Origin of the sequence: Streptomyces barringtoniae (assembly GCF_020819595.1) — a bacterium.
Lineage (GTDB): Bacteria > Actinomycetota > Actinomycetes > Streptomycetales > Streptomycetaceae > Streptomyces > Streptomyces barringtoniae.
In genome coordinates this window covers 103321-116383 of sequence record NZ_JAJHNP010000010.1, presented here as the reverse complement: position 1 = coordinate 116383, position 13063 = coordinate 103321, and the positions used below count along the sequence as shown (strand labels likewise).

The 13063-nt window shown below is 70.5% G+C and carries 11 protein-coding genes; 4 read left to right on the top strand and 7 right to left on the bottom strand.

Translation table 11 applies throughout. The features are described 5' to 3' along the window. The first annotated feature begins 60 nt into the window (after positions 1-60). Entirely contained in the window at positions 61-1662 is a 1602-nt protein-coding gene (locus tag LMU33_RS19715) for a beta-N-acetylhexosaminidase (protein WP_228621805.1), read from the top strand. 61 nt (positions 1663-1723) lie between these two features. On the opposite strand, the gene LMU33_RS19710 is transcribed toward LMU33_RS19715, so the two are convergent. From LMU33_RS19710 to LMU33_RS19685, 6 genes are all read right to left on the bottom strand, one after another. Continuing rightward, positions 1724-3496 (bottom strand): IucA/IucC family protein, encoded by a 1773-nt coding sequence (locus LMU33_RS19710; RefSeq protein ID WP_228621804.1) that lies wholly within the window; start codon positions 3494-3496, stop codon positions 1724-1726. Beyond that, entirely contained in the window at positions 3493-4023 is a 531-nt protein-coding gene (locus LMU33_RS19705; protein ID WP_228621803.1) for a GNAT family N-acetyltransferase, read from the bottom strand. Before LMU33_RS19705 ends, LMU33_RS19710 begins: the two co-directional genes overlap by 4 nt. Continuing rightward, the gene (locus tag LMU33_RS19700; protein ID WP_228621802.1) at positions 4020-5306 is read right to left on the bottom strand and encodes a lysine N(6)-hydroxylase/L-ornithine N(5)-oxygenase family protein; all 1287 of its coding nucleotides are present in this window, start codon (positions 5304-5306) and stop codon (positions 4020-4022) included. Before LMU33_RS19700 ends, LMU33_RS19705 begins: the two co-directional genes overlap by 4 nt. Beyond that, on the bottom strand, positions 5290-6732 hold the full coding sequence (gene desA / locus LMU33_RS19695) for a lysine decarboxylase DesA (RefSeq protein WP_228621801.1): 1443 nt from the start codon (positions 6730-6732) through the stop codon (positions 5290-5292). Before desA ends, LMU33_RS19700 begins: the two co-directional genes overlap by 17 nt. A gap of 126 nt (positions 6733-6858) precedes the next feature. Then, a complete protein-coding gene (locus tag LMU33_RS19690; RefSeq protein WP_228621800.1) occupies positions 6859-7749 on the bottom strand; it encodes a siderophore-interacting protein in 891 nt (296 codons plus the stop codon). A gap of 10 nt (positions 7750-7759) precedes the next feature. Continuing rightward, positions 7760-8806 carry an ABC transporter substrate-binding protein gene (locus tag LMU33_RS19685; protein WP_228621799.1) on the bottom strand — a complete coding sequence of 349 codons (1047 nt, stop codon included), beginning with the start codon at positions 8804-8806 and terminating at the stop codon, positions 7760-7762. A 242-nt stretch (positions 8807-9048) separates the two neighbouring features. Here LMU33_RS19685 and LMU33_RS19680 point away from each other — a divergent pair, with 242 nt between their 5' ends. From LMU33_RS19680 to LMU33_RS19670, 3 genes are all read left to right on the top strand, one after another. After that, positions 9049-10179: a polyprenyl synthetase family protein gene (locus LMU33_RS19680; RefSeq protein WP_228621798.1), complete on the top strand. Its 1131-nt coding sequence runs from the start codon at positions 9049-9051 to the stop codon at positions 10177-10179. Then, positions 10176-10877: a biliverdin-producing heme oxygenase gene (locus LMU33_RS19675; RefSeq protein WP_228621797.1), complete on the top strand. Its 702-nt coding sequence runs from the start codon at positions 10176-10178 to the stop codon at positions 10875-10877. The genes LMU33_RS19680 and LMU33_RS19675 overlap by 4 nt, the downstream gene beginning before the upstream one ends. A 223-nt stretch (positions 10878-11100) precedes the next feature. Further along, entirely contained in the window at positions 11101-11844 is a 744-nt protein-coding gene (locus tag LMU33_RS19670; protein ID WP_228621796.1) for a dienelactone hydrolase family protein, read from the top strand. A gap of 53 nt (positions 11845-11897) precedes the next feature. Here LMU33_RS19670 and LMU33_RS19665 read toward each other — a convergent pair whose 3' ends face one another. Continuing rightward, the gene (locus tag LMU33_RS19665) at positions 11898-13058 is read right to left on the bottom strand and encodes an acyl-CoA dehydrogenase family protein (RefSeq protein WP_228621795.1); all 1161 of its coding nucleotides are present in this window, start codon (positions 13056-13058) and stop codon (positions 11898-11900) included. Between the last annotated feature and the right edge of the window lie 5 nt (positions 13059-13063).

The following is a 13063-nucleotide window of genomic DNA, read 5'->3' as shown; positions in this document are numbered from 1 at the left end:
AGGGATTGTTTCATCGGATCTGCGGGAGAGTGGTCTCGACCACATCTGAAGGGAGCGCATGTGAGACGGAACCACAGCACGACTCCCCGAACACCTCGCATCCTCGGATCCCTGCTGCTTCTGGCGGCGGCCGGGGTCTTCACCCTCGGCGCCGCCCCCGCGGCGCGCGCGGCCGCCCCGACACCGCTGGACCAGGTGGTGCCGGCCCCCGCCTCGGCCAAGCCCGCCGGGGCCCCGTACCGCATCACCCGGGCGACCGGCGTCCACGTCGACGACTCCGCCGAGGTCCGTCGCATCGGCACCTACCTCACCGGCATCCTCCGCCCCTCCACCGGCTATCCACTGCCGCTCACCGACCACGGCACCGGCGGCATCCGGCTCCACCTCGCCCAGGGCGACTTCGGTGCCGAGGGCTACCGGGTGCACAGCGACCCGGCCGGCGTCACCATCACCGCGAGCGCGCCCGCCGGCCTCTTCCACGGCGTCCAGACACTCCGTCAGCTGCTGCCGGCGGCCGTGGAGCGAAAGACGGTCCAGCCGGGCCCCTGGCAGATCGCGGGCGGCACCGTGGAGGACCACCCCCGCTACTCCTACCGGGGCGCCATGCTGGACGTCTCCCGGCACTTCTTCACGGTCGGCCAGGTCAAGCGCTACATCGACCAACTGGCCCTCTACAAGATCAACGAGCTGCATCTGCACCTCAGCGACGACCAGGGCTGGCGCATCGCCGTCGACTCCTGGCCGCGCCTTGCCGCCTACGGCGGCTCCACCGAGGTCGGCGGCGGCAGGGGCGGCTACTACACCAAGGACCAGTACCGGGAGATCGTGGCCTACGCCGCCTCCCGCTACCTGGAGGTGGTCCCCGAGATCGACATGCCCGGCCACACCAACGCGGCCCTCGCCTCCTACGCCGACCTCAACTGCAACGGCGTGGCACCCCCGCTGTACACCGGCACCGAGGTCGGCTTCAGCTCACTGTGCGTGCCGAAGCAGGTCACCTACGACTTCGCAGACGACGTGATCAGGGAGCTGGCCGCCCTCACCCCGGGCCGCTACCTGCACATCGGAGGCGACGAGGCGCACTCCACCAGCCACGACGACTACGTGACGTTCATGGACCGCGTACAGCCGATCGTCGCCAGGTACGGCAAGACCGTCATCGGCTGGCACCAGCTCACCGGCGCCCACCCCGCCGAGGGCGCCCTCGCCCAGTACTGGGGCCTGGACGGCACCAGCGCGACCGAGAAGGCCCAGGTCGCCCAGGCCGCCCGGAACGGCACCGGGCTGATCCTGTCCCCGGCGGACCGGCTCTACCTCGACATGAAGTACACCAGCAGCACCAGGCTGGGCACGAAGTGGGCCGGTTACGTCGAGGTGCAGCGGTCGTACGACTGGGACCCCGGCGACTACCTGCCGGGCGCCCCGAGTTCCTCCATCAGGGGCGTGGAGGCCCCCCTGTGGTCGGAGACCCTGGCGACGTCCGCCGACATCGAGTACATGGCGTTCCCGCGCCTTCCGGGCGCGGCCGAACTGGGCTGGTCGCCGTCGGCCACCCACGACTGGACCACCTACAAGCACCGCCTGGCCGCCCAGGCCCCCCGCTGGGACGCCCTGGGCATCACCTACTACCGCTCGCCGCAGGTCCCCTGGCCAACGAACTGACCACCCACTGACGGGCACCCCGGAGGACCGTACTCCGGGGTGCCCGTCCGTCCGTGGGCCGTCAGAGGCCGGCTATGGGGTTCTTCAGGGTGCCCACCAGTTGCAGGGCGCCGGAGGGGTCGGCGAGGTCCACCATCTGGCGGTTGTCGCGCAGTTGGAGTCGGTTCAGGCAGGACAGGGCGAACTCCGGGGCGAACATGTCGTACTGGCGGAACCTGCCGGCCAGTTGGGGGTTCGCGGCCTGGTACTCGCGGGTGACCTCCGCGACCGTGCGCCAGAAGGCGTCCTCCTCCAGGATCCCCTCGGCGGCGAGATGGGCGGCGAGGAAGCGGAAGAAGCAGTCGAAGACGTCCGTGAAGAGGGAGAGGAGCTTCTTCTCCTCCGGGACCTCGACGCGGATCCGGCGCACCTCCGGCGGCAGGACCGCGTCCGGGTCCATCACCGCTATCTCCTCGGCGATGTCCTTGTAGACCGCCCGCTGCACCACCCCGTCCTTCAGCACCAGGATCACGTTCTCGCCGTGCGGCATGAACACCAGGTCGTAGGCGTAGAAGCTGTGCAGGAGCGGGGTGTAGTAGGCACGGAGGTAGCGTCGTAGCCACTCCGTCGGCGTGAGGCCCGAGCGGTCGATCAGTGCGCCCGCGAAGGAGGCGCCGGTGTGGTCCACGTGCAGCAGGCAGGCCATGGTCGCGAGCGACTCGCCCTCCTGGAGGGAGGGCACCGGGCTCTCCCGCCACAGCGCGGCCAGCATCTTGCGGTACGGCGAGTAGCGGTCGGTGGCCTGCTCGTACTCCAGATGGCGGTAGCCGACCGCCGCCCGCTCCCGGACGATCGACAGGCCCGTCGACTTCAGCACGGGGTCGTTCTCGATCAGCCGGTCCAGCCAGTCGTTGATCGCCGGCGTCGCCTCCATGTAGGCGGCCGACAGCCCGCGCATGAAGCCCATGTTGAGGACCGAGAGGGCTGTTTTCACATAGTGCTTGTGCGGGTCGCTGGTGTTGAAGAAGGTACGTATCGACTGCTGGGCCAGGTACTCGTCGTCGCCCTCGCCGAGGCAGACCAGGTGCCGACGGGCCACCTCGGCGGCGAAGGTGACGGAGAGCTTGTTCCACCACTGCCAGGGGTGGACGGGGATGAGGAGGTAGTCGGAGGGGGCCAGGCCCTGGTCGGTGAGTACCGTGCGGAAACGGGTCAGTGTGGCCTCGCCCAGCTCCTCCCGCAGGAAGGACTCGTACTCGATCCCGGCACCCGCCGTGAACGCGGCCCGCGAGCGGTGCGCGGCCAGCCACACCAGCCGGACCGGGCTCGCGGTCTCCGGTGCGTACGACAGGTACTCGTGGATGCCGAACCCGAGCCGTCCGTTGTTCGCGACGAAACACGGGTGCCCCTCGGTCATCCCGGTCTCGATCGCCTGGAAGCCCTGGCGGGCGAGCTCGGCGGAGGTCACCTTCGGTTTGGCGAGCTTGTAGCAGGTGCCGGAGAGGGTCGAGGAGATCTCCTCCAGGTAGACCGGCAGGATCTCGTCGCTCAGGTGCAGGGAGTCCTTCAGTTCCATGAAGAAGTCCAGCGCAGCCAAGGGGAGTTCGATGGCTCCCCGGTGGCGGGTGATGGAGTCGGCGTCGATCTGCCAGTGGTCGAGGGCACGGCGGACGGCGGAGAAGCGGTACGTGGTTCCCCCGTCGTCGCTGCGGACCGCGTACCGTCCGTCGTCGAGGGCCTCCGGCGTGATCAGGCGCTCGTGCGCGAACTCCGCGAGCGCCTTGCGGACGAGCAGGCGGTTGGCACGCGCCCAGCGCTCGGGGGAGAGGTGGGCCACGGCGTCGGCGAGGCTCATGCGGCCACCCCCGTCGCGGCGGCGAACCGCTCGCGCGTGCAGAAGCTCAGCAGGGCCTTCTTCTCCGGCTTGTGGATCTCCCGCTCGGGTACGAACCCGACGGCCTCGTTCAGGGCGTGCACGGCCTTGTTGGCCACGTCCGGTTCGACCACCACGCGTTCCACGGCGGCGTCCTCGAAGAGGTGCGCCATCACGGCGGTGATGACGGCCCGCGTGAACCCGTGCACGGGCGTGTCGGTCGGTGCGACCAGGAAGTGCATGCCTACGTCACCCGGCCGGGGCTCGTACAGGCCGACCAGTTCCCGGTGCGCGGGGTCGTACTTCTCCATCAGGAACACCGGCACCCCGTCCTGCAGCCCGAGCAGCGCGTGATGGTGTTCGTCCGCCGCGATCTCCATGTACGCCCGCTCGACGTCCTCCAGCCTCGCGTCCTGCATCATCCAGAAGGCCGCCTTGGGGTGGGTGACCCAGGAGTGCAGCAGCTCGGCGTCCTGCAGCGGGTCCACGGTGCGGAAAGTGAAAGTCATACTGCGAACTCCTGGAACGCGATGGTCTTCTCGACCGGGTAGTACTCGCTGCCGAGCAGCTCGCGGATGATGTACGAGTTGCGGTACGCGCCCATGCCCAGGTCGGGGCTGGTGATGCTGTGGGTGTGGACGCCGGCGTTCTGCAGGAAGACGCCTCGGCCGGTGACGTCGATGGCGTAGTTGCGGGCGACGTCGAAGCGGCCGTGTCCGTCGAAGCGGAGCCGGTCGCGGATCGGGGCGAGGAAGGCCGGGGGCTCGTAGTGGTAGCCGGTGGCCAGCAGCAGGCCCTCGGTGCGGATCTCGAAGTCCTTGCCCTGCTCGTCCTGGTGGAAGCCGAGGGTGTAGGTGCCGTCCTCGTAACCGGCGTGCGCGAGGGTTGAGTTGGTGAGGAGGCGGGTGGGGACCGGGCGGCCGCCGCTCTCGACGTCCTTCTGGTAGAGCAGGTCGAAGATCGAGTCGATCAGATCCGAGTTGATGCCCTTGAACAGGCCCTTCTGCTGCTTCTCCAGCCGGTAGCGGGTCTCCTCCGGCAGCGCGCGGAAGTAGTCGATGTAGTCGGGGCTGGTCATCTCCAGGGTCAGCTTGGTGTATTCGAGGGGGAAGAACCGGGGGGAGCGGGTGACCCAGTTGAGCTGGTAGCCGTGGGCGTCGATCTCGGCGAGCAGCTCGTGGTAGATCTCGGCCGCGCTCTGACCGCTGCCGACGATCGTGATGGACTTCTTCCGCTGCAGCTCCGCCTTGCGGTGCATGTACTGGGAGTTGTGCAGGAAGTCACCGGCCAGCCCCTGGCAGGCCTGGGGGACGTACGGGGTCGTCCCCGTGCCCAGGACCAGGTGCCGGGCACGGAACGTCTCACCGGCCTGCGTGTGCACGACGTACAGCCCGTCCTCGTACGTCACCTCGGTGACCGTCGTGCCGAAGCGGACGCTGCCGAGTTTGCCCGCCGCCCAGCGGCAGTAGTCGTCGTACTCGGTCCGCAGCGGATAGAAGTTCTCGCGGATGTAGAACCGGTACAGTCTCCCCTTCTCCTTCAGGTAGTTGAGGAAGGAGTACGGCGAGGTCGGGTCGGCGAGGGTGACCAGGTCCGACATGAACGGGGTCTGGAGGTGGGCGCCGTTCAGGAACATCCCGGCGTGCCACTCGAAGTGCGGCTTGGAGTCCAGGAAGACCCCGTTCAGGCCGGCGATGGGTTCGGTGAGGCAGGCGAGGCCGAGGTTGAAGGGGCCGAGCCCGATCCCCACGAAGTCGTAGGCGTTTTCCGGGGCTTCAGGACGCGCGGTCAAGGGACTCTCCCAGGTACTGCTCGGCGTGGCCGGCGATCAGGTCGAGGACGGCGGCGATGTCGGCCGGCGTCGTCTCGGGGTTGAGCAGGGTGAACTTCAGGTAGTGGCGGCCGCCGACCTTGGTCCCCGCGACCACGGCGTCACCGGAGGCGAACAGGGCCTTGCGGGCGTGGAGGTTGGCGCGGTCGATCTCGGCCGGGTCGGTGACGGCCGCCGGGACGTAGCGGAAGACCAGGGTGGACAGGGCGGGCTCGACGACGACGTCGTAGCGGGGGTCGGCCGCGAGCAGCCTCCAGCCCTCCGCGGCCAGGTCGCAGACCTCGTCGAAGAGTTCGCCGACGCCGTCCGCGCCCATCACGCGCAGGGTCAGCCACAGCTTGAGGGCGTCGAAGCGGCGGGTGGTCTGCAGGGACTTGTCGACCTGGTTGGGGATGCGTTCCTGCACCATGCGGCGCGGGTTGAGGTACTCCGCGTGGTAGGTGGCGTGGCGCAGGGTGGCCGCGTCGCGGACCAGCACGGCGGACGAGCTCACCGGCTGGAAGAAGGACTTGTGGTAGTCGACGGTGACGGAGTCGGCGCGGTCGATGCCGGCGAGGAGGTGACGGCGGGTGGGCGAGGCGAGCAGTCCGCAGCCGTAGGCCGCGTCGACGTGCATCCACACGCCGTACTGGGCGCACAGCTCGGCGATCTCCGGGAGCGGGTCGATCGAACCGAAGTCGGTGGTGCCGGCGGTGGCGACGACCGCCATCGGCACCAGCCCGTCGCGCCGGCAGCGCTCCAGCTCGCGGGCGAGGGCGACGGTCTGCAGCCGCTTGTCGTGGTCGACGGGGACGGGGACGACCGCCTCCTGGCCCAGCCCGAGGAGTCTGGCGGACTTCTGCACGCTGAAGTGGCCGACCTCGGAGGCGAAGATCCGCAGTTCGGCCGGGCTGTCGGTCTTCGCCTCCTCCCGCGCCAGCAGCAGCGCCTGGAGGTTGGACTGGGTGCCGCCCGAGGTGAACACGCCGTCGGCGGCGGGCCCGAGGCCGATCCGGTGGGCCGTCCAGTCGATGAGCCTGCGCTCGATGAGAGTCCCGCCGGCCGACTGGTCCCAGGTGTCGAGGGATGAGTTGACCGCCGAGAGCACGGCCTCGCCGAGCACCGCGGGGATGACGACCGGGCAGTTGAGGTGGGCGAGGTAGCGGGGGTGGTGGAAGTAGACCGCGTCGCGCAGGTAGACGTCCTCCAGCTCGTCCAGGGCTGCGGCGGTGTCGCCGAGCGGGCGGTCCAGGTCGATGGCGTCGATCCGGGGGGAGAGGGCGTCGGCGGTGACGCCGGTGAACGGACGGTCGGTGGTGGCGAGTTTGGCCGCCACCCGCTCGACTCCTTCGGTCACGGAGCTGCGGTAGTGCTCCGTGGTGAGGCCATTGAGCAGGTGCGAGCGCATGTGGGGGTCCTCCGAGGGGACAGTCCGTGCGGGATTGAACGGAACCGCTTTAACTTAGGTTAGCCTAACCTAACTTCTTTGGATCAAGACGTGCCTCACCCGTGACCGGCGTCACGCGCAAGGGAGTTACCCGGCCGCCCGCAGCTCTTCCTCGGCCATCCCCTGCCGCCAGTACCCGACGAAGGTCACCCGCCGCCGGTCGACCCCGCGCTCAGCGACGAAGTGCCGCCGCAGCGCCTTCACCCGCCCCGACTCGCCGGCGATCCACACGTACGGCCGCCCGGCAGGGGGAAGTCGTGCGGCCCGTGCGGCGTCGACGGCCATGGGGGACCCGTCGTGCCGTACGAGCCACGTGATCTCCGCGTCCGCCTGCGTGCGCACGTCCTGGATGTCACCGGCGTGCGGCACCTCCAGCCAGGCCCGGGCACACGTGCCGGCGGGCAGGGACTCCAGGATGGCGGTCGCTGCCGGTACGGCGGTCTCGTCGCCGCACAGGACGACGAGGCCGGTGTCCTCGGGTGGGCGGAAGCGGATGGCGCGGTTGTCGGCGATCGCCGGGCCGAGCAGCAGCACCCGGTCGCCGGGGGTGGCGCGGGCGGCCCAGCGGGAGGCGGGGCCGGCGGGGGCGGGGGCGCCGGGCTCGATGCCGTGCAGCGCGAAGTCGATGTCGATCTCGACCGTGCTGCCCTCGGCGTCCCGGCGCAGCGACCGGAGCGTGTACGAGCGCATCACCGCCCGTACGTCGTCGGGCAGTTCACGCCAGGCCTGCCACCATCCTCCCCCATTCTCGGCTTCGCTCGAACGGGGGGACCCCCATCCCAGGTCCAGGGGAACGACGGGCTCCGGCTGACCCGGATGCGGCAGGAACAGGGAGAGGGACTGGTCGCGCCCGTCGGAGTGGAACGCGTGCAGATCGGCTCCGCCGAAGGTGACGCGGACGAGAGACGGCCCCAGCCGCCTCGTCCGTACGACCTGCAGGGAGAAGAAACGGAAGGGGGTGGCCACGGCCGTCGTCATCAGGGGCTCCTCAGCTGACCTTCTTGGCCTTCTCCAGGGCCTCGGCCAGGTTGTTCAGAAGCGGCACGCACTTGTCGTACGAAAGGATCGGCTCGGGTGACCGGGCGATGACCTGACCCGCCTTCACCGCGGGAAGCTTCTGCCAGGTCGCCTTGGTGATGTCGGCCGGCTGGATGGCCGACGACCGGTCGTCCATCATGATGACGTCGGCCTTGTACTTGTCGACGTTCTCCCAGCTCAGCGACTCGTACCAGCCACCGCCCTGCTTCTTGGCGCTCTCCGGGGGCTCGACGAAGTTCACGCCGAGGGCCTTGAAGTACTCCAGGTCGACGGAGAGGTTGGTGCCGGAGACGTAGAACAACTGGTCGCCGGCGCTGCCCGCCATGACCTTGAGGTCCGGCTTGGCCTTGGCGGCGGCGCGCAGCCGGGCGGCCGCGGCCTCGAACCGCTTCTTGGCGTCGGTCACCTTCGCGGCCTTCATGTCCGCCCCCAGCGATTCGGCCAGGTCCCACATGCGCTGCAGCGGCTGGGTGAGCTGGCGGTCGTAGACCGAGATGCCGATGCCGGGGGCCAGCTGGGCGATCTTCTTCTTCGACTCCTCGGGGACGTACCAGAGGGTGCCGGCGCCGTCGAACATCGTGGTGATCAGCACGTCCGGCGCGAGCGAGGCGTACTTCTCGATGTTGAACTGGCCCCAGGCGTTGCCGAGAACCGTCACCTTGCTGACGTCCATGTCGCCGGCCTGGACATCGGCCTTGCCGTCCTTGGTCGTCGTCGGACCGAAGACGCCCTTGACCTGGACGCCGTAGTCGTGGAGCGCGGCGCCGACGCCGGTGAAGGCGACGATGTTCGCGGGAACCTTGTCGAGCTTCACGGTCGTGCCGCGGTCGTCCTTGAAGGACCAGGGCCCGGACCCGCCGGCCCTCGTGCCCTTGCCCGAGCCACTGTCTTTGCCCTTGCCGTCCCCGCAGGCGGCGAGCGCGGCACCGAGTCCGACGGCGCCGCCGACGGCGAGAAGGCCGCGGCGAGTAAGGTGGGTGGCACGGGCATGCGACATGGGTATGACTGCTTTCGAACGGGGCGGAGCGCCCGCCGGACAGGTTCGAAGGTAGGTTAGCCTAACCTTCCTTGATGTCCAGGAGGGGGCGGCTCGGACGCCCCCCGCGAGGCGAGCGAATCCGGTCAACTTCCGCCGTCCGCCTCGCGACTTACCCCCTCTTCCGTGGCCGTTTGGATCATGTCTCGCTACGTTGAGTCGCGCGTCGGCTCCTGCGAGGTGTTGATCGAGCGGAGGTGTGTGTGACGACGTCGAGCGGCGGGCGGGTGGAGGCGGTGGTCCGGGAGGACGCCGCACTTCTGGAGGCGGACCTGGACCGGTTCCTCGCCGCACTGGCCCCGGTGCCGCCCGGAGCGGCGGACTCCGTCTACGGCGCTGCCCTCGGGCGCGCCCTGTACGGGCCGGTCGCCGACGCCGTCGGATCCAAGTCCGGCCAGGAGGCCCTGCGGCCCGCTCCCGGCGCGCCCGGCGGCGGACGCCCGCTGCGGCCGTCGATGGTCTACTGGGCCCACCGCAACTACCGGGGATTCGACGGGCCGGAGGCGGAGGGTGAAGGACTCGCCGCGATCCGCCGGGCCGCCGTCGCCGTCCGCGTCCTGCTGAAGGCCGCGGTCGCGCTCGACGACGTACAGGACGGCAGCGCCGTCCGCTACGGCGAACCCGCGCTGCACAGCACCCACGGTGTGCCGCTCGCCGTCAACACCGGCTCCTGGCTGATCGCGGCCGCCCTGGCGCACGCGGCCGACCCCGCCGTCGTCGGCAGCCTGCTCGGATCAGTGGCCCACGGCTTCCAGGGGCAGGCCGTCGACATCGCCACCCGATCGCCCCGCACCCGCGCCGAACTGGCCGACGCGCCGCACGCGGAGCGGGTCGCGTTCTGGGAGTCGATGGCCGCGCTGAAGACCGGCACGCTGTTCCGCATGCCGCTCGACGCGGCGCTGGCCGCCCTGCGCGTCCAAGCGGACGAGCGCGACACCCTGAACGAGGCCATGCGCCAACTCGGCCTGGCCAGCCAGCTGTTCAACGACCTGACCGACTTCGTGCCAGAGTTCGCCGGCGCCCGCACCCACGAGGACTACGCCGGGCTGAGCAACCGCGTCTTCCTGGAACTCCTCGACTCCGCGCCCCCGTCCGGCCGCGCGGCACTGTCCGGCGAGCGGCTGCGGCAGTACGTCCTCGGCCACCCGGACCTCGACCGCACGCTCCTCGCCCTGTCCGGCGAGGCCGTCGAGCGCAAACAGGCCGCCAAGGACGCCGTCCGCCGCGTGTGCCGCTCCCCGCACAGCGCCACCTACTTCGACCTCACCGTCGAACGCAAGGGCCACCTCATCGACCGCCTCCACGACACCCTCCGGCACCGGAGCGCCGCATGACGACGACCGCATCGGCCCGGCTGCGCGCCGGCACCCGGGACCGGCACGACGCCCTGGAGCGCACCGGCTTCGCCACCGCGCTGCTCGACGGCACCCTCCCCCTCGCCCGCTACACGGCCCAACTGGCCGCGCTGCGCCTGGTGCTGGGTGAGCTGGAGTCGGAACTCTCCCGAGCCGCCGCCCCGTCCGTCGCCGGTCTGTGGGCGGCGGAGGACCTGCGGAAGGCTCCGCTGATCGAGCGCGATCTGCGCCATTTCGCGAGCCATGGCACCGCCCCCGGCCGGTGGCCCGCGGCGCACGCGGCGGCGTTCACGGCGGACATCCGTACGACGGCGGTCGCGGACCCGCTCTCGCTGCTCGGCTTCCTGTACGTCCTGGAGGGCTCCACCCTCGGCGCCCTGCACCTGTGCCGGTGCGTCAGCCGCGCCTACGGCCTGCACGGCACCGACGGCATGGCCTACTACGCGAGCGGCGACCGGGCCCGCTGGATCCGGTTCACCACCCGGCTGGACGAAGCCCTGGCCGACCCGCCCGTCCAGGACCGCGCCCTGGCCGCCGCCCTGCGGGCCTACCGGCACACGGCCCGCATCACCGGCGCCCTCTCGTCGGGGCTGACGCCGGCCGGCGGGCCCGCGCAGCAGGGCGGGGCCGTTCTCGTCGGCCGCTCCACGGGCAGCAGGCCGACCGAGTGGACCTGACGAATGGGTGCTGGCATCGGTTTTGTCCGGTGGGCTAGGTTGGGCGGCGATGACTACCGGGACGGCATCGCGCCACACACGGACGGGTGACCCGGTGCTCTGCTGAGCGCCGTACGGGCCGGGGCGGGCCCGCTGTTCGACCGAGGATCCGGCGCTGCCGCGCGCGCTCCGCCTCCGTCGTGGTGACCACAGGCTCGACACGTCAACCACGACAGGAGAACTCATGCCCACCAAGATGCTGCAGATCCCCACCCCGGACGGCCGGGCCGACGCCTTCGCCGCCTTCCCCGACGGTGGCGGGCGGCACCCAGGGGTCCTGATGTACCCGGACGCCTTCGGAATCCGGCCCGTGCTGCGGGAGATGGCCTGCGAACTGGCCGGGCACGGGTACTACGTGCTCGTCCCCAACTTCTTCTACCGGCACGGCCCGGCACCGCTGTTCGAGCTTCCCGAGTACATCGGGGGAGACGTCCGGCGTGCGCTCATCGCCCGGCTGATGCCCTTGATCGAGGCGCACACCGCCGAACGTGCCCTGCGCGACGCCGACGCCTACCTCGGGTTCCTCACCAGCCGGCCCGAGGTCGCCGCCGGACCGGTCGCGGTGACCGGCTACTGCTTCGGCGGCCTCCTGGCGATGCGCACCGCCGCGGCCCACCCCGGCCAGGTGGCCGCCGTCGCCGAATTCCACGGCCCCGTGGGCGCCGACGGGCCCGAGATGCACCGCCTCGTGTCCGAGCTCACCGCCGAGGTCCACCTCGGCCATGCCGAAACCGACATGACGCCCGAGGCCCTCGGCGAGCTCAACCAGGCCCTGGACGCCGCGGGTGTCAGCTACACCTCCGAGATCTACCCCGGCACCGTCCACGGCTTCACCATGTCCGACACCGACGCCTTCGACCCCGACGCACTGCAGCGCCACTGGGACCGCCTGCTGCCCCTCCTGGGCCGCACGCTGACCGTCGGCTGAGGCTCCGGCCCGGGTGAGGGCGGGCCTGGCTCGCCCTCACCCGGGCCGCTGTCTCAGCTCACCAGCCCCAGTTCCCGCGCGATGAGCATCCGCTGGACCTCGCTCGTGCCCTCGCCGATCTCCAGGATCTTGGAGTCGCGCCACATGCGGGCCACCGGGTACTCGTTCATGAAGCCGTAGCCGCCGTGGATCTGGGTGGCGTCCCGGGCGTTGTCGACGGCGACCGTGGAGGAGTAGAGCTTGGCGAGGGCGGCCTCCTTCTTGAAGGGTTCGCCGGCCACCAGGCGGCTCGCCGCGTCGCGCCAGGCCAGGCGCGCCGTGTGGGCCTTCATCTCCATGTCGGCGATCTTGAACTGGATGGCCTGGTTGGCGCCGATCGGCCGGCCGAAGGCCTGACGTTCCTTGGCGTACTTCACCGACTCGTCGACACAGCCCTGGGCCAGGCCCGTCGCGAGGGCCGCGATGGCGATCCGGCCCTCGTCCAGGATGCGCAGGAACTGGGCGTAACCGCGGCCCTCCTCGCCGAGCAGGTTGGCGGCCGGGACGCGGACATCGGCGAAGGACAGCTCGCGCGTGTCGGAGGCGTTCCAGCCGACCTTCGAGTAGGGGGCCGCCACCGTGAAGCCCGGCGTGCCGGACGGCACGATGATCGACGAGATCTGCGGCTTGCCGTCCGGCTTGCGGCCCGTCACGGCGGTCACCGTCACCAGGCCCGTGATGTCCGTGCCCGAGTTGGTGATGAAGCACTTCGTGCCGTTGATCACCCATTCGTTGGTGTCGGGGTCGAGACGGGCCGTCGTACGGGTCGCCCCGGCGTCGCTGCCGCCGTCCGGCTCGGTCAGGCCGAACGCGCCCAGGATCTCGCCCGAACACAGGCGGGGCAGCCACGCCTGCTTCTGCTCCTGCGTACCGAAGAGGTGGAGGGGCATGGCACCCAGGGAGACGCCCGCCTCCAGGGTGATCGCCACCGAGGAGTCCACCCGGGCCAGCTCCTCCAGGGCGATTCCGAGGGCCAGGTAGTCGCCGCCCATGCCGCCGTACTCCTCCGGGAACGGCAGCCCGAACAGGCCCATGCGGCCCATCTCGCGGACGATCTCGTACGGGAACTCGTGCCGCTCGTAGAAGTCGCCGATCTTCGGCGCCACGACGTCGTGCGCGAACTCCTCCACCGTACGGCGGAGTTCCTCCAGCTCGGGGCTGAGACGGTGGTCCATGCTGA